This is a genomic window from Streptomyces sp. NPDC008163 (assembly GCF_042956885.1).
Lineage (GTDB): Bacteria > Actinomycetota > Actinomycetes > Streptomycetales > Streptomycetaceae > Streptomyces > Streptomyces drozdowiczii_A.
In genome coordinates this window covers 35,084-61,426 of sequence record NZ_JBIBHG010000012.1, presented here as the reverse complement: position 1 = coordinate 61,426, position 26,343 = coordinate 35,084, and the positions used below count along the sequence as shown (strand labels likewise).

The 26,343-nt window shown below is 68.7% G+C and carries 20 protein-coding genes; 11 read left to right on the top strand and 9 right to left on the bottom strand.

Features of this window, described 5'->3' with window-relative positions; translation table 11 throughout:
- Positions 1-60: 60 nt before the first annotated feature.
- On the bottom strand, positions 61-1,443 hold the full coding sequence (locus ACFZAT_RS25280; protein WP_391267420.1) for a serine hydrolase: 1,383 nt from the start codon (positions 1,441-1,443) through the stop codon (positions 61-63).
- A 59-nt stretch (positions 1,444-1,502) separates the two neighbouring features.
- The gene (gene dnaB / locus ACFZAT_RS25275) at positions 1,503-2,963 is read right to left on the bottom strand and encodes a replicative DNA helicase (RefSeq protein WP_391267737.1); all 1,461 of its coding nucleotides are present in this window, start codon (positions 2,961-2,963) and stop codon (positions 1,503-1,505) included.
- Positions 2,964-3,440: 477 nt separating this feature from the next.
- Between dnaB and ACFZAT_RS25270 the strand changes: the two genes are divergently transcribed.
- A complete protein-coding gene (locus tag ACFZAT_RS25270) occupies positions 3,441-4,778 on the top strand; it encodes an MATE family efflux transporter (protein ID WP_391267419.1) in 1,338 nt (445 codons plus the stop codon).
- Between the two features lie 86 nt (positions 4,779-4,864).
- Here ACFZAT_RS25270 and rplI read toward each other — a convergent pair whose 3' ends face one another.
- From rplI to rpsF, 4 genes are all read right to left on the bottom strand, one after another.
- Positions 4,865-5,311 (bottom strand): 50S ribosomal protein L9, encoded by a 447-nt coding sequence (rplI, locus tag ACFZAT_RS25265; protein ID WP_018101870.1) that lies wholly within the window; start codon positions 5,309-5,311, stop codon positions 4,865-4,867.
- An 18-nt stretch (positions 5,312-5,329) separates the two neighbouring features.
- Positions 5,330-5,566 carry a 30S ribosomal protein S18 gene (gene rpsR, locus ACFZAT_RS25260; RefSeq protein WP_003967857.1) on the bottom strand — a complete coding sequence of 79 codons (237 nt, stop codon included), beginning with the start codon at positions 5,564-5,566 and terminating at the stop codon, positions 5,330-5,332.
- Between the two features lie 43 nt (positions 5,567-5,609).
- Positions 5,610-6,206, bottom strand: coding sequence for a single-stranded DNA-binding protein (locus ACFZAT_RS25255; protein ID WP_018522065.1), 597 nt, complete (start codon positions 6,204-6,206; stop codon positions 5,610-5,612).
- A gap of 74 nt (positions 6,207-6,280) precedes the next feature.
- Positions 6,281-6,571, bottom strand: a complete 291-nt coding sequence (rpsF, locus tag ACFZAT_RS25250; protein ID WP_018101872.1) for a 30S ribosomal protein S6 — start codon at positions 6,569-6,571, stop codon at positions 6,281-6,283.
- A gap of 279 nt (positions 6,572-6,850) precedes the next feature.
- Here rpsF and ACFZAT_RS25245 point away from each other — a divergent pair, with 279 nt between their 5' ends.
- The 3 genes from ACFZAT_RS25245 to ACFZAT_RS25235 all read left to right on the top strand — a co-directional run bounded on the left by ACFZAT_RS25245 (position 6,851) and on the right by ACFZAT_RS25235 (position 9,584).
- Complete coding sequence (locus ACFZAT_RS25245; RefSeq protein ID WP_391267418.1) at positions 6,851-7,165, top strand: hypothetical protein; 315 nt, start codon at positions 6,851-6,853, stop codon at positions 7,163-7,165.
- Positions 7,166-7,327: 162 nt separating this feature from the next.
- Complete coding sequence (locus ACFZAT_RS25240; protein ID WP_391267417.1) at positions 7,328-8,446, top strand: peptidoglycan bridge formation glycyltransferase FemA/FemB family protein; 1,119 nt, start codon at positions 7,328-7,330, stop codon at positions 8,444-8,446.
- A gap of 106 nt (positions 8,447-8,552) precedes the next feature.
- Entirely contained in the window at positions 8,553-9,584 is a 1,032-nt protein-coding gene (locus tag ACFZAT_RS25235) for an alanine racemase (RefSeq protein WP_391267415.1), read from the top strand.
- A gap of 19 nt (positions 9,585-9,603) precedes the next feature.
- Here the strand turns inward: ACFZAT_RS25235 and ACFZAT_RS25230 are convergent, their stop codons facing one another.
- Both ACFZAT_RS25230 and ACFZAT_RS25225 read right to left on the bottom strand, forming a co-directional pair.
- Positions 9,604-11,109: a glycosyltransferase 87 family protein gene (locus ACFZAT_RS25230; protein WP_391267413.1), complete on the bottom strand. Its 1,506-nt coding sequence runs from the start codon at positions 11,107-11,109 to the stop codon at positions 9,604-9,606.
- A gap of 88 nt (positions 11,110-11,197) precedes the next feature.
- Positions 11,198-13,954, bottom strand: coding sequence for a transglycosylase domain-containing protein (locus tag ACFZAT_RS25225; RefSeq protein ID WP_391267412.1), 2,757 nt, complete (start codon positions 13,952-13,954; stop codon positions 11,198-11,200).
- A gap of 387 nt (positions 13,955-14,341) precedes the next feature.
- Between ACFZAT_RS25225 and ACFZAT_RS25220 the strand changes: the two genes are divergently transcribed.
- The 4 genes from ACFZAT_RS25220 to ACFZAT_RS25205 all read left to right on the top strand — a co-directional run bounded on the left by ACFZAT_RS25220 (position 14,342) and on the right by ACFZAT_RS25205 (position 18,185).
- A complete protein-coding gene (locus tag ACFZAT_RS25220; RefSeq protein WP_391267411.1) occupies positions 14,342-15,046 on the top strand; it encodes a helix-turn-helix transcriptional regulator in 705 nt (234 codons plus the stop codon).
- Between the two features lie 62 nt (positions 15,047-15,108).
- Complete coding sequence (locus ACFZAT_RS25215; RefSeq protein ID WP_164399286.1) at positions 15,109-16,191, top strand: inositol-3-phosphate synthase; 1,083 nt, start codon at positions 15,109-15,111, stop codon at positions 16,189-16,191.
- 114 nt (positions 16,192-16,305) lie between these two features.
- Positions 16,306-17,571: an MFS transporter gene (locus tag ACFZAT_RS25210; RefSeq protein WP_391267410.1), complete on the top strand. Its 1,266-nt coding sequence runs from the start codon at positions 16,306-16,308 to the stop codon at positions 17,569-17,571.
- 44 nt (positions 17,572-17,615) lie between these two features.
- Positions 17,616-18,185 carry a hypothetical protein gene (locus tag ACFZAT_RS25205; protein ID WP_391267409.1) on the top strand — a complete coding sequence of 190 codons (570 nt, stop codon included), beginning with the start codon at positions 17,616-17,618 and terminating at the stop codon, positions 18,183-18,185.
- Positions 18,186-18,312: 127 nt separating this feature from the next.
- On the opposite strand, the gene ACFZAT_RS25200 is transcribed toward ACFZAT_RS25205, so the two are convergent.
- Positions 18,313-19,755 (bottom strand): CCA tRNA nucleotidyltransferase, encoded by a 1,443-nt coding sequence (locus tag ACFZAT_RS25200; protein WP_391267408.1) that lies wholly within the window; start codon positions 19,753-19,755, stop codon positions 18,313-18,315.
- A gap of 181 nt (positions 19,756-19,936) precedes the next feature.
- On the opposite strand from ACFZAT_RS25200, the gene ACFZAT_RS25195 reads away from it, so the two are divergent.
- The 3 genes from ACFZAT_RS25195 to ACFZAT_RS25185 all read left to right on the top strand — a co-directional run bounded on the left by ACFZAT_RS25195 (position 19,937) and on the right by ACFZAT_RS25185 (position 26,280).
- Complete coding sequence (locus tag ACFZAT_RS25195; protein ID WP_391267406.1) at positions 19,937-22,234, top strand: DUF6049 family protein; 2,298 nt, start codon at positions 19,937-19,939, stop codon at positions 22,232-22,234.
- A gap of 49 nt (positions 22,235-22,283) precedes the next feature.
- On the top strand, positions 22,284-24,446 hold the full coding sequence (gene murJ / locus ACFZAT_RS25190) for a murein biosynthesis integral membrane protein MurJ (RefSeq protein ID WP_391267405.1): 2,163 nt from the start codon (positions 22,284-22,286) through the stop codon (positions 24,444-24,446).
- Positions 24,447-24,579: 133 nt separating this feature from the next.
- Entirely contained in the window at positions 24,580-26,280 is a 1,701-nt protein-coding gene (locus tag ACFZAT_RS25185; RefSeq protein WP_391267403.1) for a protein kinase family protein, read from the top strand.
- Positions 26,281-26,343 lie beyond the last annotated feature (63 nt).

Genomic DNA, 26,343 nt, shown 5'->3' with positions numbered 1-26,343 from the left:
GGCGGTGCTGCCCGTTTCACGTGAAACGGGCAGCACGGTTCCGGGCGCGTCCGGCTGCGCTCAGTCCCCCAGACCGCGCCACCCTGCCTCGTCCACCCCACCGGGAACCGCTGCTGCGGGGTCGTACGGCTCACGCGTGAACACGAAAGACCCCAGATCGAGGTGGTTCACGCTGCCGTCCGGGTTCCGCACGATCCGCAGCGTCTCCCCCGCGTAATAGCCGTCCAGGCCGACCCAGGTGCCGTCGGGGCGCGCGCTGAAGCGGGCACCCCGGCCCTGGCCGTTCACCGGTCGCAACTCCAGCCCGCGATCGGCGTGCAGCGTCAGGATGTTGGGCCGCGTGGCCCAGTACCACGGCCCGGTCAGGGCAAGGAGTTCCGGGTCCACCTCGGGCAGCGGGCGCCACGGCTCAGGGATGCGCGGCTCGGCCTCGGCGACGATGTCCACGAGATCGGCGGCCACCTCGCCGATCGCGACCCCGGATGTCGCGTTGACGAGCACCACGGCTGTCACGTCGTCCTCGGCACTGACCCAGAGGGCGGCCAGGAATCCGGGAAGCGAGCCGGTGTGCCCGATGAAGGTGCGGTCCTTGCGCCGGACCAGTTGCAGTCCCAGACCGTAGTGGTCGACCCACTCACCGGGCGCGGGAGCGGACGACGGCTGCTTCATCTCCTCCCTGGAAGCCGCGCCGAGCACTCGGTCATCACCCTCGGCGAGGAAAGCCGCGAAGCGGAGCAGATCCGCGGTCGTGGACCAGAGCTGCCCGGCGGGCGCCATGAGGCCCAGGTCCTCAGCCGGTTCGGGAAGCAGGGCATCCGCCCAGGGGTGCACCGCCCAGCCGCCGGCGTGCGGAGCTTGAGGAAGCGGGCTGGTCCGGTGCATGCCGAGGGGCTCCAGCACCTCGCGGCGCAGCACCTCTTCCCAGGAAGCCCCCCGTACGGCCTCGACCAGCGAACCGAGCAGCGTATAGCCCGGGTTGGAGTAGTGGTGCCGGTTGCCGGGCGGGTGCATCCCGACCTGCTCGTCGAGCACATCCGCGAGCGTGGGCCGCAGGCTGCCGGGGGTCCGCTCCCACCAGGGCGCGGTCGTCTCGGCTCCCAGCCCCGCGCTGTGGCCCAGCAGCTGATGGATGGTCACGTGCCCCGCATCGGTGCCGGGCAGGTACTTCTCCAGCGGATCCGCCAGGTCGAGAAGCCCTTCGTCACGCAGCCGCATCACGAGGACGGCGGTGAAGGTCTTGGTGAGGGACCCGATCCTGAACTGTGTGTCGGAGTCCGGGGCGTGACCGTCGACACAGCTGCGCGCATCCTCCCAGACCACCTGCCCCTGTCGTTGTACGGCAGCGACCAGAGAAGGGGCTCGCCCTTCGGCCTGAGCCGTGGCGACGCGGTGCAGCAAGGCCCGCCGGGTACCGGGAAGCAACTGTTCGGCTGGAGAAGTCATCGTCAACAACTACCGCCCGCACCGGCGGATGGCGACTCCATTTCCCGGCCTGGTGCGGGTCAGGTCTGTGCCATGTCCACGAAGCGGGAGTAATGGCCCTGGAAGGCAACGGTGATCGTCGCCGTGGGGCCGTTTCGGTGCTTGGCCACAATCAGGTCCGCCTCGCCGGCGCGCGGCGACTCCTTCTCGTACGCGTCCTCGCGGTGCAGCAGGATCACCATGTCGGCGTCCTGCTCGATGGAGCCGGACTCACGGAGATCGGAGACCATCGGCTTCTTGTCCGTGCGCTGCTCGGGCCCACGGTTCAGCTGGGAGAGCGCGATGACCGGCAGCTGCAGTTCCTTGGCCAGGAGCTTGAGGTTTCGCGACATGTCGGAGACCTCCTGCTGACGGCTCTCGGCGCGCTTCGAACCTCCCGACTGCATCAGCTGGAGATAGTCGATGACCACCAGCTTGAGGTCGTTGCGCTGCTTGAGGCGACGGCACTTCGCCCGGATCTCCATCATGGAGAGGTTGGGGGAGTCGTCGATGTAGAGCGGGGCCGCGGAGACGTCCGGCATCCGCCGGGCCAGCCGCGTCCAGTCCTCGTCGGTCATCGTGCCGGAACGCATGTGGTGCAGGGCCACCCGTGCCTCGGCGGACAGCAGACGCATCGCGATCTCGTTCCGGCCCATTTCCAGGGAGAAGATCACGCTGGGCATGTTGCTCTTGATCGAGCAGGCGCGGGCGAAGTCCAGCGCGAGGGTCGACTTACCCATGGCAGGACGAGCAGCGATCACGACCATCTGGCCGGGGTGCAGACCGTTGGTGAGGGCGTCGAGGTCGGTGAACCCAGTGGGCACGCCGGTCATCTCGCCGCTGCGGGACCCGATCGCCTCGATCTCGTCGAGGGCGCCTTCCATGATGTCGCCGAGCGGCAGATAGTCCTCGCTGGTCCGCTGCTCGGTGACGGCGTAGATCTCCGCCTGGGCCGAGTTCACGATGTCGTCGACATCGCCGTCGGCCGCATATCCCATCTGCGTGATCTTCGTACCGGCTTCCACGAGCCGCCGCAGGACCGCGCGTTCGTGGACGATCTCCGCGTAGTACGAAGCGTTGGCCGCCGTCGGCACGGACTGGACCAGGGTGTGCAGATAGGGCGCACCGCCCACCTTGGTGATCTCGCCGCGCTTGACCAGCTCGGCGGCCACGGTGATCGGGTCGGCCGGCTCGCCCTTGGCGTAGAGGTCGAGAATCGCCTGATAGACGGTCTCGTGGGCGGGGCGGTAGAAGTCGTGGCCCTTGATGATCTCCACGACGTCGGCGATGGCATCCTTGGACAGGAGCATGCCACCGAGCACGGACTGTTCCGCGTCCAGGTCCTGGGGCGGCACCCGCTCGAAGCCCGGGGAACCGCCTTCCCAGTCCTGGGACTCCCGGCCTCGGTCGTGGCGGTCGCCGCGGTCCCGGTCCTCACCCCGGCGCTGGCGGGATACGGGCAGCCGGTCACTGGGGCCGGTGTCCGCCCAGGGGTCGTCCAGGGGTTCGGGAATGCTCACCCGGCCACCTCCTCCCGTCCGCTCCGCGGACCTAGCCGTGCCCCTCTTTCTTACGGCACGGCACCGACAAACAAGAGCCCCGACTCCGGTTCCGGTGTGTCGAGTTCTGCGGTCTCGCAGAGCCGAAACAGGGTGGGGGCGCCGGACTACGGTAGGCGGCTCGGCACCGTCAGCCAATCTGGTTATCCACAGGCCCTGTGGACGAGCGACCAGATGCTGTGGAGAACCCCCCGGAACCTGTGCACGGACCAGGGGACAGCACTGTGGACAAACTCATAGACCACCTGCAAACACTGCTCTGACCTGCAATTTTCCCGTCCACCGGCTGTGGGGGAGAAAAAGTTGGACGGTCGGGGCGAGATCATCGCGTGTCCGGTGCAAGAGTTACCCACAGACAAGAAAATGTAAGGACCCCGGACCGATTGCATCTCTTACCTGTGGAAGATTAGATTGACTGCCATGATCCAGCCACCGGGAACCCCGTCGTCCCGCCGCCGACGGCACGACCGCGAGATCATCGCGCTCGCCGTACCGGCCTTCGGCGCGCTCGTGGCCGAGCCGCTGTTCGTGATGGTCGACAGTGCGATCGTCGGCCATCTCGGCACCCCGCAGCTGGCCGGACTGGCGGTCGCCGCCGCCCTTCTGACGACCGCGGTGAGCATCTTCGTCTTCCTCGCGTACGCCACCACGGCAGCGGTCGCCCGCCGGGTGGGCGCCGGCGACCTGGCCTCCGCGATCCGCCAGGGCATGGACGGCATCTGGCTGGCCCTCCTGCTGGGCCTCGCCGTCATCGCCCTGACGCTCCCCCTGGCTCCCTGGCTCGTCGACGTGTTCGGCGCCTCCTCCACCGCGGCGCCCCACGCCATCACCTATCTCCGGATCTCCAGCCTCGGCATCCCCGCGATGCTGGTGGTCATGGCCGCGACCGGCGTACTCCGTGGCCTCCAGGACACCCGCACCCCGCTCTACGTCGCCATCGGCGGATTCGCCGCGAACGCGGCCCTCAATGCCGGCCTCGTCTACGGCGCCGGCCTGGGCATCGCCGGCTCGGCCTGGGGCACCGTCATCGCCCAGCTCGCGATGGCCGCCGCGTACCTGGTCGTCGTCGTGCGGGGCGCCCGGCGCCACGGCGCGTCGCTGCGCCCGGACGCGGCGGGCATCAGGGCCTGCGCCCAGGCAGGTGCGCCCCTCTTGGTCCGAACGCTGTCGCTGCGGGCCGTCCTGCTCATCGCCACGGCGGTCGCCGCCCGGCTCGGCGACACCGATATCGCCGCCCACCAGATCATCCTCTCCCTGTGGAGCCTGATGGCCTTCGCCCTGGACGCCATCGCCATCGCCGGGCAGGCCATCATCGGGCGGTACCTGGGCGCGGACGACGCTCAGGGCGCACGCGAGGCATGCCGCCGGATGGTGGAGTGGGGGATCGCGTCCGGTGTAGTGCTGGGCGTACTGATCGTCCTGGCCCGCCCACTGTTCGTCCCCCTGTTCACCAGCGACACAGCGGTCCGGGATGCACTACTGCCCGCCCTCCTGGTGGTGGCCGTCACCCAGCCGATCGCCGGCGTCGTCTTCGTCCTGGACGGCGTGCTGATGGGCGCCGGCGACGGACCGTACCTGGCCTGGGCCATGCTCGTCACGCTGGCCGTCTTCGCCCCTGCGGCGGTGCTGGTCCCCATCCTGGGCGGCGGGCTCGGCGCCCTGTGGTGTGCGATGGGGCTGATGATGATCGTGCGGATGGCAACGCTCTGGCTCCGTACCCGCTCCGGGAAGTGGCTGGTCACCGGCGCGACCCGCTGACCGCCCCGGCATGTTTCACGTGAAACGGCGAAGGGCCGCACCCCTCAGGGTGCGGCCCTTCACTGTTCTGCTGAGGTGCGGCCCGATCAGGCAGCAACGACCTCGACGCCGAGCTTCGCAGCGACCTCGGGGTGCAGACGGACGGACACCTGGTGCCCGCCCAGCGTCTTGATCGGCGAACCGAGCTCGACGCGACGCTTGTCGACGTCCGGACCACCGGCGGCCTTGATCGCCGAGGCGATGTCGGCCGGGGTGACGGAGCCGAAGAGCCGGCCGGCGTCGCCGGAGCGAACGGCCAGACGGACCTTGACGGCCTCGAGCTTGGCCTTGACCTCGTTGGCCTGCTCGATCGTCGCGATCTCGTGGATCTTGCGGGCGCGGCGGATCTGCGCCACGTCCTTCTCGCCGCCCTTGGTCCAGCGGATGGCGAAGCCACGCGGAACCAGGTAGTTACGGGCGTACCCGTCCTTGACGTCGACGACGTCGCCAGCGGCACCGAGGCCGGTGACTTCCTGGGTGAGGATGATCTTCATGATTCGGTCACCCTTCCCTTATCGCGCGGTGGACGTGTAGGGCAGCAGCGCCATCTCACGGCTGTTCTTGACTGCCGTGGCGACGTCACGCTGGTGCTGCGTGCAGTTGCCGGTGACGCGGCGGGCACGGATCTTGCCGCGGTCGGAAATGAACTTCCGCAGCATGTTCGTGTCCTTGTAGTCCACGTACTGGGTCTTGTCCTTGCAGAACGCGCAGACCTTCTTCTTAGGCTTGCGCACAGGCGGCTTCGCCATGGTGTTTCTCCTGTGTGATCAAGAAGTGGGGGTACGAGCTGCCCTAGAAGGGGGGCTCGTCCGAGTAGCCGCCGCCGGAACCGCCGGAGCTTCCGCCCCAGCCGCCTCCGCCTTGCTGTCCCCCGCCCTGGCCGCCGGCCGGCGCGCTCGTGGCCCACGGGTCGTCGGCGGGAGCACCGCCACCGCCCTGCTGGCCACCACCGGGACCGCCGCCCCAGTTTCCGCCGCCCTGCTGGCCGCCGCCGTATCCACCCTGGCCGCCCTGACCACCGCGACCGGTGGTCTTGGTGACCTTGGCTGTGGCGTTCTTGAGGCTGGGGCCGACTTCCTCGACATCCAGCTCGTAGACCGTGCGCTTGACGCCCTCGCGGTCTTCGTAAGACCGCTGCTTCAGCCGGCCCTGCACGACAACGCGCATGCCTCGCGTGAGCGACTCGGCGACGTTCTCCGCCGCCTGCCGCCAGACCGAGCAGGTGAGGAACAGGCCTTCGCCGTCCTTCCACTCATTGGTCTGCCGGTCGAAGATGCGGGGAGTGGACGCGACACGGAACTTCGCGACCGCCGCACCGGACGGGGTGAAGCGCAGCTCGGGGTCGTCGACGAGATTGCCGACGACCGTGATGACGGTCTCGCCTGCCATGGGTGAACCTCTCGGCGGGGATTGCTTCTGGCTGCTTGCTGCTACTCGAACCCGATGACCACTGAGCTAGAAGCTCAGTGGATCTCGGGACGGAGGACCTTGGTCCGGAGGACCGACTCGTTCAGGTTCATCTGGCGGTCGAGCTCCTTGACGACCGCAGGCTCGGCCTGCAGGTCGATGACCGAGTAGATGCCCTCGGGCTTCTTCTTGATCTCGTAAGCGAGACGACGACGGCCCCAGGTGTCGACCTTCTCAACCTTTCCTTCGCCCTCACGGACGACGGAGAGGAAGTTCTCGATCAGCGGGGAGACTGCTCGCTCCTCGAGATCGGGGTCGAGGATGACCATCACCTCGTAGTGACGCATGTGGAACCCACCTCCTTTGGACTCAGCGGCCACGGTCGTTCCGTGGCAGGAGGGTCGTGATGCGTTGAGCAACGGTGCCCGAGTAAAACAGCCCCCACTGACAGCGCCCTCGATGAGGAGGGGCGGCCCGTGCTGGCCTGGGCAGACACCGGTGCAGACCGTCCAGAGTACCCGCAGACCGCCTTCCGGTTGAAATCCGGTGGTCAGGGGACGCAATCTGTACACATCGGGGTGTGAGCGGCGCCACAACCGCGCCGCATGTCGGCCAGGAGGTACTCCATGGCACACGTAACGCGGACCCGCCCCTCCGTCTCGCTCTTCGCCACGGACGGCAGGCCCCATCCGCTGCAGGGCGCGCTCGTGGTGGTCACGCTCGTCCTCGGCGCCCTCGCCTTCATCTCGGCGATGTTCCACAACCTGCACCTGCTCAGCTCATGGGCGGGCCTCATCGGAATCCTCACGGGGGCGTACGGCCAGTACATCTCCGTCACCACGCGCGAGAGGTTCCCGCTGATCATCGGCATGGGCGCGTCCGCCCTCGGGTTCTTCCTCGGCATGGCCCACGGCGGACTCTTCGGCGGCGTGATCGGCTGACCTCCCGGGTCCGGCCCGGGCGGCCCCGTCACCGGACGGGGCCGCCCCCGCACGCGTACAGGTACACGGGGCCAGACCGCTCGCTTCACGGCCACAGTAGGCTTCGGCGCGAGAGCCGGAGCCCCTGACCGATGGGGACACACCTGCCGAGGAGCGCCCCGCATGAGCCTGACCCTGAGGACCATCAGCCGAGAGCAGCATCTGGCGTACATCCAGAGTCTGCCCGCGGCCAGCCACATGCAGGTCCCGGCATGGGCGGACGTGAAGGCCGAGTGGCGCTCCGAGAGCCTGGGCTGGTTCGACAAGACCGGCCAGCTCGTCGGCGCCGGTCTGGTGCTCTACCGGCAGCTCCCCAAGATCAAGCGCTATCTGGCGTACCTGCCCGAGGGCCCGGTCATCAACTGGTACGCCCCGAACCTGAGCGACTGGCTCGAGCCGATGCTCGCCCACCTCAAGCAGCAGGGCGCCTTCTCCGTGAAGATGGGCCCGCCGGTGATCATCCGCCGCTGGGACGCGGCGGCCATCAAGTCCGGCATCCAGGACCCGGACGTGAAGCGCCTGCGCGATGTCGAGGCCACGCACATCGAGCCGCGCGCCTTCGAGGTCGCCGACCGGCTGCGGAAGATGGGCTGGCAGCAGGGCGAGGACGGCGGCGCCGGCTTCGGTGACGTACAGCCCCGCTACGTCTTCCAGGTGCCGCTCGCGAACCGCTCGCTGGAAGACGTCCACAAGGGCTTCAACCAGCTCTGGCGGCGCAACATCAAGAAGGCCGAGAAGGCCGGCGTCGAGGTCGTCCAGGGCAGCTACGCGGAGCTCTCGGAGTGGCAGCGGCTGTACGAGATCACGGCGGAGCGCGACCGCTTCCGCCCGCGCCCGCTCGGCTACTTCCAGCGCATGTGGACGGCCCTCAACAGCGAGGACCCCAACCGGATGCGCCTCTACTTCGCCCGCCACGAGGGCGAGAACGTCGCGGCGGCGACCATGCTGATCGTCGGCGGACACGTCTGGTACTCGTACGGCGCCTCGGCCAACCACAAGCGCGAGGTCCGCCCCTCCAACGCGATGCAGTGGCGGATGCTGCGCGACGCGTACGCCATGGGCGCCACGGTCTACGACCTGCGCGGCATCTCCGACTCGCTGGACGAGACCGACCATCTCTTCGGCCTGATCCAGTTCAAGGTCGGCACCGGCGGGCAGGCGGCGGAGTACCTCGGCGAGTGGGACTTCCCGCTCAACAAGCTGCTGCACAAGGCGCTCGACATCTACATGTCACGCCGCTGATCCGGGCCCCACAGCTGACGAAACCGGCTCCATTGGTTTCAATGGGGCCTGAACACGCTTCTCCTCCCTGATCCACCGCAGCCACCAGAAGGGTTCCGGACCGGCCATGGCGCTCTCCCTGTACGTCGACACCGCGCGCTGGCGGGCGCACCAGAAATCCGTTATCGACCAGTTCCCCGGCATCGTGCCGGTCTGCAAGGGCAACGGGTACGGCTTCGGTCACGAGCGGCTGGCCGACGAGGCGATCCGCTTCGGATCCGACATCCTCGCGGTAGGCACCACCTACGAGGCCGCCCGCATCAAGGACTGGTTCAGCGGCGATCTGCTGGTCCTCACGCCGTTCCGGCGCGGTGAGGAACCGGTGCCGCTGCCCGACCGCGTCGTACGGTCCGTGTCCTCCGTGGACGGGGTTCACGCCCTGGTGGGCGCCCGGGTCGTCATCGAGTGCATGAGCTCCATGAAGCGCCACGGCGTCAAGGAGGAGGAGCTCGGGCAGCTGCACGCGGCCATCGAGGACGTACGCCTGGAAGGCTTCGCCCTCCACCTGCCGCTGGACCGTACGGACGGGTCGGACGCGGTCGAGGAGGTCATCACGTGGATGGACCGCCTGCGGGCGGCCCGGCTCCCGCTGCACACGATGTTCGTCAGCCACCTGCGCGCCGACGAGCTCGCCCGGCTGCAGCAGCAGTTCCCGCAGACCCGGTTCCGCGCCCGCATCGGCACCCGGCTCTGGCTCGGTGACCACGAGGCGACGGAGTACCGGGGCGCCGTGCTCGATGTCACCCGCGTCGTCAAGGGCGACCGGTTCGGCTACCGCCAGCAGAAGGCGGCGTCCGACGGCTGGCTGGTCGTCGTCGCCGGCGGCACCTCGCACGGCGTGGGCCTGGAGGCGCCGAAGGCGCTGCACGGCGTGATGCCGCGCGCCAAGGGGGTCGCCCGGGCGGGCCTGGCCACCGTGAACCGCAACCTGTCCCCGTTCGTCTGGGCGGGCAAGCAGCGCTGGTTCGCCGAACCGCCGCACATGCAGGTGTCGATCCTGTTCGTTCCCTCGGACGCCGAGGAGCCCCGGGTGGGCGACGAACTCGTGGCCCACCTGCGCCACACGACCACGCAGTACGACCGCATCGTCGAACGCTGAGCCCGCGCGCCCGCCCCGCTCAGTCGGCGGCGGGCGTGCCGGCCGTACCCCACTCCACCCGCGGCCCGGGCGCCGCGGACAGCGCCTCCCGGCGTGCGCCACCGGTCTCGACGAGGTCGGACAGTACGAACACGTCCTCGGCCCCGTCGAGCACCCCGCCCGACGGATCGTCCGAGCCGTCGCGCCGTACCCCGTCGCGTTCCGGCATCACGATGTCCCGTACGACGACAGCGCACAGGTACAGCGTTCCCAGCAGATGCAGCACGATCGCGAGCTGATAGCCCTCCGTCGGCAGGCCCTGGTGCTTGTCGCCGCTCGTCGTGTACGCGAGGTACAGCCAGATCCCGAGGAAGTACAGGACCTCGCACGTCTGCCAGATCAGGAAGTCCCGCCAGCGCGGCCTGGCCATCGCGGCGAGCGGGATCAGCCACAGGACGTACTGCGGTGAGTAGACCTTGTTGACGAGGATGAACACCGCGACGACCAGGAACGCGAGCTGCGCGAAGCGCGGCCGGCGCGGTGCCGTCAGGGTCAGGACGCCGATCGCGGCGCACAGGGCGATGGTGGTCACCGTCGAGACGGTGTTGACCGTGCCGACGTCGATGGACTCACCGGTGCGCTGCGTGATGACCAGCCAGAACGACCCGAAGTCGATGCCACGTTCCTCGCTGAAGGTGTAGAACTTCTTCCACCCCTCGGGCGCGAAGTACATGACCGGCAGATTGACGACCAGCCAGGAGCCTGCCGTGCCCAGCGCCGCCGCCCCGAACTCCCGCCACTTGCCCGCCCGCCAGCACAGGACGAACGCGGGCCCCAGCAGCAGGACGGGATAGAGCTTCGCGGCCGTCGCAAGGCCGATGAGGATGCCGAACGCCAGCGGGCGGCTCCGGGACCACATGAGCATCGCCCCGGCGGTGAGCGCCACAGCCAGGAGGTCCCAGTTGATCGTGGCGGTGAGCGCGAAGGCGGGCGCGAGCGCCATCAGCAGGCCGTCCCAGGGGCGCCGCCGGTGCGTGCGGGCGACACAGACGGCGATCACGGCGGTGCAGATCATCAGCATCCCGGCGTTGACCAGCCAGTACGTCTGCTCCTGCGCCTGGATGGAACCGCCGCCCGGGGTCAGCCACGCCGCGACCTGCATGAACACCCCGGTGAGGACGGGGTACTCCAGGAACTGCATGTCCCCGGGCAGCCGGTCGAAGTACGGCACCAGCCCGTCGGCGAAGCCGCGACCCGAGTACAGGTGCGGGATGTCCGAGTAGCACGCGTGCGTGTACTGGGAGCCGGCTCCTCTGAACCACGCCCAGTTGTAACAGGGCAGCTTCTGCACCATGCCGAGCGCGAACATCCCGATAGCCACCAGGGCGATCGCCCCCACCGGGGTGAGTGCGGCGCTGCCGAGCCGCGACCATCGGCCCGACCTCCCGCCGATCAGCTCGCTCCCGGCCGCCGCGACCTCGTCCCGGTGCGTGGGCCGTACGACGGGCCGTTCCTGGTGCACGCTCGTGTCCTCTGCGCTTGGCATGCCGCACATCCTGCCGTACGGCGCTGTGGAAAGGACGAGGGCCGCCGCACCGGGGTGCCGCGGCCCTCATCGCCTGCCGTACCGGGCTCTACCCGGTCGTACCACCCCACCAGTTGCTGTTCCCGGTGCTGTTGTTTCCGGTGCCGTTGGTGGTTCCGTTATTGGCTCCGGTGGTGGTGCCCCCGTCGGAACCGGCGTCACCGCCGGTCGTGCCGGTGGTGGTGCCGGTGTCCGTGCCGCCGTCGTTGCCCTGGCTCGTACCCGTGTCCGTGCCGCCGTCGTTCCCCTGAACGGTGCCCGCGTTGGCGCCGCCGTTGTTCTGGCAGTTCCAGCCCCACGTACCGCAGCTCTCGGTCGGATCGGGGGTCGGAACGTCGGGTGTGGGCGTCGGGGTGGGCGACGGGGTCGGCTTCGTCGTCTCGGTCTCGGTCGGCGTGGGCGTGGGCGTGGGCGTGGGCTTCTTGGACGCGCCGCCGCCGTACACCTTCTCCCCGATCGGCTCCGCCTTGGGGAAGGACTCCGCCTTCTCCTTCTTCATCGCCTCGACCATGTAGTCGTGCCAGACCTGCGCGGGGAACGAGGCACCGTGGATCTTGTCCTTGCCACCGGTGCCGTACATCTTCTCGAACCCGCGGTTCTTGTGCTTCTCGTTGTCGTCCAGTCGGTACATGCTGATCGCCGTCGACAACTGCGGCGTGTAGCCGACGAACCATGCCGACAGGTTGTCGTCGGTCGTACCCGTCTTGCCCGCGACCTCACGGCCGGGAAGCTGGGCCGACGTACCGGTGCCCTTCTCGACGACGTTCTTGAGCACGTCCGTCACGTTGTCGGCGATGGCGCTGTCGAAGGCGCTCTTGGTGACCGCCTTGTGCTGGTACTCCGGCTTGCCGCGCTTCTTCACCTCGGTGACGGAGAACGGATCGCGCTGCTGGCCCCGGGCCGCGAAGGTGGCGTAGGCGCCGGCCATGCTCGTCGCACTGGGCGAGGACGTACCGATCGAGAAGGACGGCACGCTGGCATCCGCCATGTACTGGTCGTCCTTCAGGCCCGCCGCGATGGCCGCCTTCTTCACCTTGTCCGTGCCGACGTCCATACCCAGTTGCACGTAGGGGGAGTTGGCGGACCACTGCATGGCCTCACGCAGGGTGATGTTGCCGTACGACTCGTGGTCGTCGTTGGTCTGCAGCCACTCCTGGCCGGCCTTGTCGGTCCAGATGTCGCCGTTGTACTTCTTGATCTTCAGCTTGTTGGCGCCGTTGTAGATGCTGAGCGGAGAGACCTTCGTACGCTGCGACTCGTCCTGCTCCGCGCCGCCTGACGGGTCCCGCTTGCCGTACTCCATGGCGGCTGCCAGCACGAAGGGCTTGAAGGTCGAGCCGACCGCGGCGCCGGTGGGGCCGGCGTTGCTCTGGTAGTGCGTGGTCGCGTCCACGCCACCGTAGATCGCCTGGATCGCACCGGTCTTGGGCTCGACCGACGAACCACCGAACTGCACGTGGGTGTCTTCCGGGCGCTTCTTGGGATCGATGTTCTCGTCGTAGACGCGCTTCACGGCCGTGCTGAGCTGATTGACCTTCTTCTTGTCGAAGGTCGTGTGGATCTCGTAGCCGCCCTGGTCGAGCATGTCCTTGTTGATCTTGGTTTTATTGAAGATCTCGGCATTGGCGGTGTTGACGAGGTAGCCGATCTGGCCGCCCAGCTGCGCAGCCCGCTTCGGCTTGTCGGGCATCGGGAACTTCGTGTACTTGGCCCGCTCCTCCTGGGACATCCGGCCGTCCTTCACCTCCTCGTCGAGAATCCACTTCCAGCGCTTCTCCGCCCGCACGCGGTTCTTGGCCGCGGTCGCCTGCACGGAGTCGACCTCCGGCGCGCCGGCCGGGTCGTAATAGCTGGCGCCCTTGAGGAGGCTGGCCAGGAAGGCGCACTGGCTCGCGTTCAGGTCCTTGGCGTCCACGCCGTAATACGTGCGAGCCGCGGCCTGGATGCCGGAGGCGCCGCGCCCGTAGTACGAGACGTTCAGGTACCCGGCCATGATGTCGTTCTTCTTCATCTCGCTGCCGACCTTGAGCGTGATGAAGAGTTCCTCGAACTTGCGGCTGAGGGTCTGCTCCTGCGACAGCCGCGAGTTCTTGACGTACTGCTGGGTGATCGTCGAACCGCCCTGGGTCTCGCCACCCTTGGCCATGTTGAACACGGCGCGGGCGATACCCATGGGGTCGATGCCGTGGTCGGTGTCGAAGGACTTGTTCTCGGCCGAGATGACGGCGTTGCGCATCGCCTCGGGGATCTGCGCGTAGTCGATGACCTGGCGGTTGACCTCACCGCCGGTGGCCACCATCTGGCTGCCGTCCGCCCAGAAATAGACGTTGTTCTCCGCCTTCGCGGCGGCCTGGACCTCCGGCTTGGCGACCATCGCGTACGCGAGACCGGCAAGGCCCATCAGCAGGCCGAGGAAGCCGATGCACAGGCTGGACACCAGCTTCCAGGACGGAACCCAGCGGCGCAGGCCCTGGCGGCCGGCGCGCGGGTAGTCGATGAAGCGCTTCTTGGCCGGGCGCCGGCCACCGCGCCCGCTGCCCTCATGCCCGCCGTCCCCGCCGCCGCGACGCCGTCCGCCGCCACCGCCGTCGGAACCTCCGCGGCCTCCGCCGCCACGCTGGGCCGCGCGTCTGGCGGCTGCACGACCCTCGTACGGGGCCTCCTCGCCGTGCGAGCCGGAAGGTGAGGCTGAAGTTACTCCGCGTGACGGTGCTGCGCGGCGTCCTGAGGACTGCTGGGCGGCTCGTCGGGCCGCGGCACGTCCGCCACCTTGCGGTTGCGACGTTTTGCGACGGTGCTCGCTCATCGAACGACTACTCCTCGGGCAGGCGAGAGCGCCTGGAAGCGGCAGGTGAGATCCGGTCCCCCGAATGACGGGCAGGCCCGGTGACGGGCTCTCCCGCAATGCGTCCGGATGGCCCGCGAGCACTGACGCACGCGCGCGTCTCGCGGTTCCGGGTGGTCTGCATGCCGCACAGACTACGCACGGTCAAAACCCCCCTGGGACCGAACTTCACCCCAAATAACGCAAGTCGGTTCCTACGAATTGTCGATGTGACGCCGCTCACTGAGGCTCCCCTTGTCGGCATCGCCGGTCCGATCTATCGTGCTGATGTATCGAGTCGATACATCAGCTCGGTACATCGACCCGGTACAAGGGACCGTGAGAGCACTCGGAAAAGGAGAGGCGAGGTTGAGCAGACGTTCCGGCATCCTCGAGTTCGCCGTCCTCGGATTGCTCCGCGAATCCCCGATGCACGGCTATGAGCTGCGCAAACGCCTCAACACCTCGTTGGGCATCTTCCGTGCCTTCAGTTACGGAACGCTCTACCCCTGCCTCAAGACGCTGGTCGCCAGCGGCTGGTTGATCGAGGAACCGGGGACCGCCCCGGCGGAGGCGGCACCCGGCTCCGGCCGGCCCGTCGCTCCCGCCTCGTCCCTGGCAGGGCGTCGCGCCAAGATCGTCTACCGATTGACGGCCGAAGGTAAGGAGCACTTCGAGGAACTGCTCTCGCACACCGGCCCCGACGCCTGGGAGGACGAGCACTTCGCGGCTCGCTTCGCCTTCTTCGGGCAGACGGAGCACGACGTGCGCATGCGGGTGCTCGAAGGCCGTCGCAGCCGGCTGGAGGAGCGCCTGGAGAAGATGAGCGCCTCTCTGGCCCGCACCCGCGAGCGCCTCGACGACTACACACTTGAGCTGCAGCGACACGGCATGGAGTCCGTGGAGCGCGAAGTGCGCTGGCTGAACGAGCTCATCGAGAGCGAGCGGTCGGGGCGGGATCAGCGACGATCCTCGCCCGAGGGCTCAGCTCAGCAGAAGACCGCAGGAGAGCCTGACGGCCTGCCCCGGCGGGGAGACAACCCGCCGGATCCGTCCGGCGACACCGCCAAGTGAGTTCACCGCAGATCCGCGGCGGGCTCATCAGAAACATCCATTACACACAGGGAGCAACCGGAATGGGTTCGGTTCGCGTAGCCATCGTCGGCGTGGGCAACTGCGCCGCCTCGCTGGTCCAGGGCGTCGAGTACTACAAGGACGCCGATCCGGCCGGCAAGGTGCCCGGCCTGATGCACGTCCAGTTCGGCGACTACCACGTGCGGGACGTCGAGTTCGTCGCCGCCTTCGACGTCGACGCGAAGAAGGTCGGCCTCGACCTCTCGGACGCCATCGGTGCGAGCGAGAACAACACCATCAAGCTCTGCGACGTGCCGCACGCCGGTGTCACCGTCCAGCGCGGCCACACCCACGACGGCCTCGGCAAGTACTACCGCCAGACCATCGAGGAGTCGGCCGAGGCCCCGGTCGACGTCGTCCAGATCCTCAAGGACCGCAAGGTCGACGTCCTCGTCTGCTACCTCCCGGTGGGTTCCGAGGTGGCCGCGAAGTTCTACGCCCAGTGCGCCATCGACGCCAAGGTCGCGTTCGTCAACGCTCTTCCGGTCTTCATCGCCGGCACCAAGGAGTGGGCGGACAAGTTCACCGAGGCCGGTGTCCCCATCGTCGGCGACGACATCAAGTCTCAGGTCGGCGCCACCATCACGCACCGCGTGATGGCGAAGCTCTTCGAGGACCGGGGCGTCATCCTGGACCGCACGATGCAGCTGAACGTCGGCGGCAACATGGACTTCAAGAACATGCTCGAGCGTGAGCGCCTGGAGTCCAAGAAGATCTCCAAGACGCAGGCCGTCACCTCGCAGATCCGTGACCGCGAGCTCGGCGCGGACAACGTCCACATCGGCCCGTCGGACTACGTGGCCTGGCTGGACGACCGCAAGTGGGCGTACGTGCGCCTTGAGGGCCGCGCCTTCGGCGACGTCCCGCTGAACCTGGAGTACAAGCTCGAGGTCTGGGACTCCCCGAACTCCGCCGGTGTCATCATCGACGCCGTCCGTGCCGCGAAGATCGCCAAGGACCGCGGCATCGGCGGCCCGATCCTCTCGGCCTCCTCGTACTTCATGAAGTCCCCGCCGGTCCAATACTTCGACGACGAGGCCCGCGAGAACGTCGAGAAGTTCATCCGCGGTGAGGTCTCCAACTGACTCCCGTGAGTCAGCCACGCAGGTGAGGATCGGCAACGCTTCTCGGCTGCAGCGCCGTTGAGGGCCCCCGGGCAATCCGCCCGGGGGCCCTCGTCGTGTGTGACCCTTGCTCCCATGCCCGTCGCGCGCGACCTGCGCATACTTCTCCGCCTCCCGGACTTCCGGCGCCTGCTGGCCGTGCGGGTCCTGTCCCAGTCGGCCGACGGCGTCTATCAGGTGGCCCTGGCCACGCATGTGGTCTTCGCACCGGAGAAGCAGACGTCCGCAGGGGCGATCGCCTCCGCCATGGCCGTGCTCCTGCTCCCCTATTCACTCGTCGGGCCCTTCGCGGGTGTGCTGCTGGACCGCTGGCCCCGGCGTCAGGTCTTCGTCTACGGCAACCTGCTGCGCTCCGGACTCGCCTGCTGCACCGCCCTCCTGATCCTAGGCGCGGCTCCGGCATGGCTCTTCTACGCCTCCGCGCTGTGCGTCACCGCGGTCAACCGCTTCGTCCTCGCCGGTCTCTCCGCCGTTCTGCCGCGCGTGGTCGAGCGGAAGCACCTCGTGCTCGCCAACTCGCTGTCGCCGACCGCCGGGACTCTCGCCGCCACTGCGGGCGGCGGACTCGCCTTCCTGGTGCGGCTGCTGGCGGCTTCGGACTCCGCCGTGGTGCTGCTCGGAGCGGCGCTCTACCTCGCCTCGGCGCTGGCGGCGCTGAGCCTGGCGGCAGGGCTCCTCGGGCCGGACCGCGACACCGGCCGCATGTCGATGCGGGCAGCGTTGGCCGCCGCGGGCGGTGGACTCCTGGACGGACTGCGGCACTTGCTGACACACCAGGTCGCGTCCCGGGCGCTGGCCGCGATGACGGTGATCCGGTTCTGTTACGGGGCTCTGACCGTCATGGTCCTCATGCTCTGCCGGTACGCCTGGACGGACAGCGAGGACGGCGGTCTGGCCCTCCTCGGCCTCGCGGTGGTCATCTCAGGCGCCGGGTTCTTCGCGGCCGCGGTACTGACTCCCTGGGCAGCGGGGCGGCTCGGGCGCCTCCGCTGGATGGTGGTGTGTGCGGGCACCGCCGCGATCCTCGAACCGGCCCTGGGGCTGTGGTTCGCTCCGGCGCCGATGCTCGTCGCCGCGTTCGTCCTCGGGCTCGTCACTCAAGGGGCGAAGATCGCCACGGACACCGTCGTGCAGATCTCCGTGGACGACGCCTACCGGGGCAGGGCCTTCTCGTTCTACGACGTGCTGTTCAACGTGGCTTTTGTCGCCGCAGCGGTGGTCGCCGCGCTGATGCTGCCGCCTGACGGGCAGTCCGAGGCACTGGTGATCGGCGTGGCGGTGCTCTACGCAAGTTCTGCCCTGTGCCTCGCGCATTGGAGTCGAGGCAGTGATGTCCTATAGCGTGCCCGCGTCAAATAAGACGCACGATTCACGGGGGAACTCCGATGACTTACCCGCCGCAGCAGGGCAGCGGTCCCTACGGCCAGCAGCCTCAGCCCTACCCGCCGCAGCAGGGCGGATACGGCTACCCGCCGCAACAGCCCCAGCAGGGGTGGGGCGGCCCGCAGCAGCCGCAACAGCCCCAGCAGGGCTGGGGAGCTCCGCAGCAGCCCCAGCAGCCCCAGGGCTGGGGCACTCCTCCCCAGGGGCCTCCGCAGCCCTCGGGCGGCAAGAAGGCATTCCTCGCCACCCGCAACATCATCATCATCGTCGTGGGCCTCGTCGTGCTCGCCGGGCTGAAGTTCGGCCTGGGCGACATGTTCGAGTCCGACGCCAAGGCCGCTGCGGTCGGAGACTGCTTCGAGAACAAGGGCACCAACTACAACCCGGACATGAACTCCGTCGACTGCAGCTCGTCCGCCGCCGAGTACAAGGTCGCCGAGGTGCACGACAACACCACCGACACGGATCTCTGCGACCCGGAGAAGTACTCGGCCTACACCGAGAGCTCGGGTCGCCGTAAGAGCCGGAACAGCGTGGTGCTCTGCCTGACGCCGCTCAAGACGGCGAACTGAACCTCTGCGGCACCCAGAACATCGATCGAGGGCGTTGTTTCACGTGAAACAACGCCCTCGGCGTATGCGGCGGCGCTCATGTTTCACGTGAAACATGAGCGCCGCCGCATGGAACGGAGCCAGAGTGTCAGCTCTGCCCCTCCCACCACTTCTTCAGCTCCGTGACCGCCGCGTCATGCTCCAGCGGGCCGTTCTCCAGGCGCAGTTCCAGCAGGAACGCGTACGCCTTGCCGATGACCGGGCCCGGGCCCATACCCAGGATCTGCATGATCTCGTTGCCGTCCAGGTCCGGCCGGATCGCGTCCAGCTCCTCCTGGCTCTTCAGCTGAGCGATGCGCTCCTCAAGCCCGTCGTAGGTACGCGAGAGAGCGGCGGCCTTGCGCTTGTTGCGCGTGGTGCAGTCCGACCGGGTCAGCTTGTGCAGCCGCTCCAGGAGTGGACCGGCGTCCCGCACATAGCGGCGCACCGCGGAGTCGGTCCACTCGCCGTCGCCGTAGCCGTGGAAGCGCAGGTGCAGCTCCACCAGCTTCGAGACGTCCTTGACCATCTCGTTGGAGTACTTGAGCGCCGTCATGCGCTTCTTGGTCATCTTGGCTCCCACCACCTCGTGGTGGTGGAAGGAGACCCGCCCGTCCTTCTCGAAGCGCCGGGTCCTCGGCTTGCCGATGTCATGGAGGAGAGCAGCAAGACGCAGAACGAGGTCCGGCCCCTCCTCCTCCAGGGCGATCGCCTGGTCCAGGACGGTCAGGGAGTGCTCGTAGACGTCCTTGTGCCGGTGGTGCTCGTCGCTCTCCAGTCGGAGTGCCGGCAACTCCGGCAGGACCTGTTGAGCCAGCCCCGTCTCCACGAGGAGGGACAGGCCCTTCCGGGGATACGCGGAGAGCAGGAGCTTGTTCAGCTCCTCGCGCACGCGCTCGGCGGAGACGATCTCGATCCGGCCCGCCATCTCCGCCATGGCGGTGACAACCTCGGGGGCCACCTCGAAGTCGAGCTGTGCGGCGAACCGTGCCGCCCGCAGCATGCGCAGCGGATCGTCGGAGAACGACGCCTCAGGAGTCCCGGGCGTACGCAGGACCCGCTCGGCCAGGTCCCTCCGGCCGTCATGAGGGTCGATGAAGACCTTCTCCGGCAACGCGACGGCCATGGCGTTGACCGTGAAGTCGCGCCGCACGAGGTCGTCCTCGATGGAGTCCCCGTAGGACACCTCCGGCTTGCGCGAGGTCCTGTCGTACGCCTCCGACCGGTACGTCGTGACCTCGATCTGGTAGCCGTTCTTCTGCGCCCCCACCGTGCCGAAAGCGATCCCGACCTCCCACACGGAGTCCGCCCACGGCCTGACGATCTTCAGCACGTCCTCGGGGCGGGCGTCGGTCGTGAAGTCCAGGTCGTTCCCGAGCCTGCCGAGAAGTGCGTCACGGACCGAGCCGCCGACCAGTGCGAGACTGAATCCGGCATCCTGGAAGCGGCGGGCGAGATCGTCGGCGACCGGGGCGACCCGCAGCAGTTCGCTGACTGCGCGGTGCTGCACCTGGGTCAGGGCGCTGGGGTTGTCTTCGTTGGCATTCGGCACAACAGAAAAGGGTACGTGCACGGACCGGTCCGGACGTCACCCATTTCCCCGGCCCTGCGAGACTCTCCCGATCATGCAGCACACTCCCCGGCACTTAGCCCTGACGCACCTCGTTACCATGCGGGGACGCAGCAACGGACGACGATCGACAGCAGTTGACGATGACGAGGGACGGGTACGCGTGGCCGAGGCGGCAGACATCCAGGGGATGAATCCCTCTCCTGCCCGCCGGTGGCTGCGGCGCACAGCCGCCGTGCTCGCCGGGGCGCCGCTCGTCGCCGCCCTGCTGGCAGGCGCCTCCGCCCCGCAGGCCCGGGCCGACGCTCCGGCCAAGGCGCCGACGGGATCCAGCACGGTGTCGGTGTCCCTGGACGAGATCACCCCCAGCGCCCCGGAGAAGGGGGACACGCTGCGGATCTCAGGGACGCTGACCAACAAGGGCAAGGAAACGGTCACTGACGCGCAGGTCGACCTGCGCGTCGGTCCCCGCCTCTTCAGCAGGACCGCCATCGACACGGCCGCTCGGCGCACGGGATATTTGCCCGGCACCGACCCCTATCCCATCGGGGGCAAGTACACGGTCGAGATCGACAAGCTGCGCTCGGGAATCAGCCAGGACTTCTCGCTGTCCGTCCCCGTCAGCAAGCTGGATCTCGGGGACGACGGGGTCTACCAGCTGGGCGTCTCGCTGTCGGGGCGCACCTCGCACACCGTCTACGACCAGGTGCTCGGCATCAAGCGGACGTTCCTGCCCTGGCAGGACGGCGACCGCGACTCCAAGATCGGCATGAGCTACCTCTGGCCCCTGATCGCGTCCGCGCACCTCACGGCAGAGACCGGCTCGGACGAGCAGCAGACCCCGGTGTTCGCCGATGACGACCTCGCCGCGGAGATCGCACCGGGCGGCCGACTCGAACAGATGGTCTCCCTGGGCAGCCGGCTGCCCGTGACCTGGGTCATCGATCCGGACCTGCTGGCCAGCGTCGACGCGATGACCAAGCCCTACCGGGTCAAGTCCGGCGACACCACGGTCGCCGGGACGAACCAGGACGTGGCCAAGAAGTGGCTGACCTCGCTGGAGGCGGCCGTGTCCGAGGGCAAGGTCGTGGCCCTGCCGTTCGGCGACCCCGACCTGGCCTCGATCGCCCACCGCGGCAAGAACGTCTCGGGCACACTCAGCCACCTGCAGACCGCCAGTGAGGTCGCCGGGATGACGGTGGAGACGATCCTCCACCTGAAGCCGTCCACCGACTTCGCGTGGCCGGTCGACGGTGCGGTGGACCCCTCGATCGTGGACGTCGCCACCTCGGCCGGCGCGCACCACGTCATCGCCCGCGGCGACAGCCTCGAAGAGACCGGGAACCTGGTCTACACGCCTTCCGCCGCCCGCCCGATCGGCGGCGGCACCACAGCGGTCGTCGCCGACGCGAGACTCTCCACCGCCTTCCAGGGCGACATGGGCAACGCCGGGAGCTCCACGCTCGCCGTCCAGAAGTTCCTCGCCCTCACCCTCGGCCTGGCCGAGCAGGACACGGACAAGGACCGTTCCGTCGTCGTGGCGCCCCAGCGCACCCCGACGGTCGCCCAGGCACAGTCGATGGCCCGCGCCCTCCACGCCCTGGACGACGACCGCTGGACGAAGTCCGAGGGGCTGGCTCAGGCGGCGGCGACCAAGCCGGACTCCGCGGCCACCACCGAGGTGCCCCCGGCATCCCGTTACCCGAAGGCGCTGCGCCGCCAGGAGCTGCCCACGCAGGCGTTCCAGGACATCAAGTCCATCCAGTCCTCGCTCAACAACTTCCAGGTCATCCTCACCCACCCCGAGCGTGTGGTGACCCCCTTCGGCAACGCCGTCAACCGGTCCATGTCGACCTCGTGGCGGGGGAAGCCGCTGAAGGCCCAGCAGTACCGGGACTCGGTCCGCACCTATCTGCAAGGGCTCGTCGGCGAGGTCCAGCTCGTCCCGAAGTCGGACATCACCCTGTCCGGCCGCAGCGCCACGATCCCCGTGACCGTGCAGAACCGGCTGCTGCAGGACGTCGATCACCTGGTACTGCGGCTGAAGTCGGACAACGCGACCCGGCTCAAACTGAACGACGGCGGCAGCACCGCGGAGCAGCCCATCCAGATCGGCGCCGGGCACAGCCAGTCCGTGAAGTTCGACGCGGCGGCCAACATCAACGGCCAGGTCCAGATGACCGCGCAGCTCTACACGGAAGACGGGACTCCGTACGGCGAGGAAATGGCCTTCACCGTGAAGGTCTCCGAAATCACCCCGACGGTGCTTCTGGTCATCGCCGGCGGGCTCCTGCTGCTGGTGCTGGCCGGCATCAGGATGTATGCACATCGCAAGCGCGCCAATGCGGGCGGCGCGGCGGGCGACGACGGCAGTGAACCCGAGCAGCCGAGTGACCCGACGCCGGACACCGGTCCCGAAAGCGCGGAGCCGTCGGGCACGGGTGAGAAAGTGGACCGTTGAGCGATGTCTGTCGTGGCCGGTCGGCCGGGGACGATGAGGTGGGGTTTCGATGAACGCGCCGTACGACGGTGACCGCGGTCAGGGTGCGGGCGGGGCCGGGTACTCCGGCGGCCCTCCGGTGCCCCCTGACCCGCAGCAGGAGCCGGCGCCGGACCCGTATCTGCAGTCCGCGTACGACTACGACCCGTACCGGGCCCAGGACCTCTCCGCCCAGGACCCGGTGGACGAGGCGCTGTACGACCGCGCCGCGCATCCGCCGCCGCCTCCCGGCACCTACCAGCAGCCGCAGCCGCTCTATCAGCAGCCGCCGTCGTCCCAGTACGCCCCCGACCCCCGTATCTGGGCCCAGACGCCGCCCCCCGAGCCCGCCGGACCCTCGCGCCACCTGCCGTACGGCGACAACGCCGCGACGACCCAGTTCGTGGGCGTGGACGACCTCGTCACACAGGCTTCCGCGAACCGTGACGAGCCCGACGCGTTCGCCCATCTCTTCCGCGACCAGGAGGGCCCCGCGAACCCGGGTGCCGCTCCGGCCCCGACCCAGCCCGAGCCCGCTCCGGCGCCGGCGCCGGCCAAGTCGGGCGGCCGCGCCTCCAGCCTGCTGAAGTCCAGCGCGGTCATGGCGGCGGGCACGCTCGTCTCGCGCCTCACCGGCTTCGTGCGCAGCCTCGTGATCACCGCGGCGCTCGGTGCGGCCCTGCTCGGCGACAGCTTCACCATCGCGTACACGCTGCCCACGATGATCTACATCCTCACCGTGGGCGGCGGCCTCAACTCGGTCTTCGTCCCCCAGCTCGTCCGCTCGATGAAGGACGACGAGGACGGCGGCGAGGCATACGCCAACCGGCTCCTGACCCTGGTGATGGTCGCCCTCGGCCTCATCGTCGCCGTGGTGGTCTTCGCGGCCCCCTGGCTGATCCGGCTGATGTCCTCGACGATCGCGGACGACCCGGCGGCCAACAGTGTCGCCGTCACCTTCGCCCGCTACTGCCTGCCGACCATCTTCTTCATGGGCGTACACGTGGTGATGGGGCAGATCCTCAACGCTCGCGGGAAGTTCGGCGCGATGATGTGGACCCCGGTCCTGAACAACATCGTCATGATCTTCACCTTCGGGATGTTCATCTGGGTCTACGGCACGTCCCACGAGTCCCACATGGGCGTGGACACGATTCCGCCGGAGGGCGTGCGGCTCCTCGGCATCGGCACCCTGCTCGGTCTGGTCGTGCAGGCGCTGGCGATGATCCCGTATCTGCGCGAAGCCGGCTTCCGCTTCCGTCCGCGGTTCGACTGGAGGGGCCACGGGCTCGGCAAGACGATAAAGCTCGCGAAGTGGACGGTGCTGTTCGTCTTCGCCAACCAGGCCGGTGTGCTGGTCGTCACCCAGCTCGCGACCTCCGCCGGCAAAGCATCAGGAACGGATGGCGCGGGCTTCCTCGCCTACTCCAACGCCCAGCTGATCTGGGGCATGCCGCAGGCGATCATCACCGTCTCGGTCATGGCCGCCCTGCTGCCCCGGATCTCCCGGGCCGCCCACGACAACGACCCCGGCGCCGTCCGCGACGACATCTCGCAGGGGCTCCGCAACTCCGCCGTGGCCATCGTCCCGGTCGCCTTCGCGTTCCTCGCCCTGGGCGTGCCGATGTGCACCCTGCTCTACTCGTCCAGCGGCCCCGAGGCCGCCCGCTCCATGGGCTTCATCCTGATGGCCTTCGGCCTCGGCCTGATCCCCTACTCCGTGCAGTACGTGGTGCTGCGTGGGTTCTACGCGTACGAGGACACCCGGACGCCCTTCTACAACACCGTCATCGTCGCCCTGGTGAACGCGGCGGCGTCCGCCCTCTGCTACGTCGTGCTGCCCGCCCAGTGGGCTGTGGTCGGCATGGCGGCCTCGTACGGCCTGGCCTACGCGGTGGGCGTCGGGATCGCCTGGCGCCGGCTGCGCAACCGGCTCGGCGGGGACCTGGACGGCGCGCACGTGGTCCGCACCTACGCCAGGCTGTGCCTCGCCGCACTGCCCGCCACCGTGGTCGGCGGAGCCGCGGGCTTCGGCCTTCTGCGGGTGCTCGGGGAAGGCGCCTTCGGCTCGCTCGTCGCCCTGGTCTGCGGCGGTGCCCTGCTCCTGGGAGTGTTCTTCGTCGCGGCGAGGAAAATGCGGATCGAAGAGATCAACGGCATGGTCGGCATGGTCAGGGGGCGGCTCGGCCGCTGAGGCCGGCCGGCCCGCACAACCATCGCCGGTCTCCGCGTGTCGTGCATAGCGCCGGAGTGTGGGCACAATTGGCGTGACTGTGCAGAGCAGAGCTGGCTGGCATCGCGCAACGGATGGGGAGGCAGGAACGACGGTGGCGGAACGTAGCACGGCTGCCGTCGACGTGGCCGACAACAGCGGGGACAAGCCGCTGACCGCCAAGGCGGACGAGGCCACGACCGACGGTACGGCAGAAGCCCAGGACGCGGCGGAGCCGGGCTCCCAGGAGGAGCCCGACGACAAGGCCGCATCGAAGACCTTCCCGGCCACCCCGGATCTGCACAGCGGGCACAAGCTGGCCGGCCGGTACCGGCTGGAGGAATGCGTCACCCGTCTGGACGGGTTCAGCAGCTGGCGTGCCGTCGACGAGAAGCTGCGTCGCGCGGTGGGGGTCCACCTCCTGCCCGCGGACCACCCTCGGGCGCGCTCTGTTCTGGCCGCCGCCCGGTCCTCCGCGCTGCTGGGCGACCCGCGCTTCGTGCAGGTCCTCGACGCCGTGGAGGAGGACGAGCTCGTCTACGTCGTCCACGAGTGGCTTCCCGACGCCACCGAGCTCACGGCCCTCCTGAGCGCGGGCCCGATGGACGCCCACGACGCGTACCAGCTCGTGAGTCAGGTCTCCCAGGCCATGGCGGCCGCGCACCGGGAGGGTCTGGCCCACCTGAGGCTCACGCCCGGGGCCGTGCTGCGCAGCTCGTCCGGCCAGTACCGCATCCGCGGCCTCGCGGTGAACGCCGCCCTGCGGGGCATCACGTCCGACGGCCCTCAGCGCGCCGACACGGAGGCGATCGGGGCCCTGCTGTACGCCGCGCTGACCCAGCGCTGGCCTTACGAGAGCGATGCGTACGGGCTCACCGGTCTGCCCAAGGGGATGGGGCTGCTCCCGCCCGACCAGGTGCGGGCCGGCGTCCACCGGGGACTCTCCGAGATCGCCATGCGGGCTCTCGCCAACGACGGCGCTACGGCGTCGCGCCAGGAGCAGCCGTGCACCACGCCCGACGAGCTCGCCAAGGCCGTGACGGCGATGCCCCGCATCCCCCCGCCCGAGCCCGTCTTCACCGCCCCGCCCGAGTACCAGCGGACCACTTACCAGCAGGGCACGTACGGAAGGCCGGCGGCGGCCGGTTCCGTCGTCAGCCAGCCCGTCGTGCCGGTGCCCCCCGCGCCCTTGCAGAGCCGCACCGGAAAGGCTCTGAAGTGGGTGGTATCCGCGCTGCTGATCGCCGCCCTGGGCCTGGGCAGCTGGCAGCTCGCCGAGACGCTCATCGACCGGGACGACAACTCGGGCGGTGATCCCGGCACCACGCAGTCCAATCCGGAGAACAACGATGCCCCGCCGGTCGAGAAGAGCAAGCCTGTTCCGATCGTCCACGCCAAGGACTACGACCCGCTCGGCCCCGACGGCAGTGAGAAGCCTCAGAGCATAGGCAACGTCTACGACAGTGATCCGAGTTCCTACTGGTACACGGACTGGTACGCGACCGCTGACTTCGGCAGGCTGAAGACGGGCGTCGGCGTCGTCGTCGACCTCGGCAGCACACAGCGTGTCGGCAAGGTGGACGTGACCTTCCTCGGCGGTGACACCTCGGTAGAGCTGCGGACGACCAGCGACTCGACGATCCCGGCCAAGCCCACCGGTTTCGACTCAGTCGCCCAGGGCTCAGGGACTCAGGTGTCGCTCAAGCCCGCCAAGCCCGTACAAGCCCGGTACCTGCTCGTCTGGCTGACCAAGCTCCCACCGAGCGGTGAGGGGAACTTCCGGGGGAAGATCTCAGACATCAAGGTCACCAGCTGACAGCTTTCGAGCACGAGATTGGGGCTGGGCCGGATCCTCGGATCCGGCCCAGCCCCAATTCCT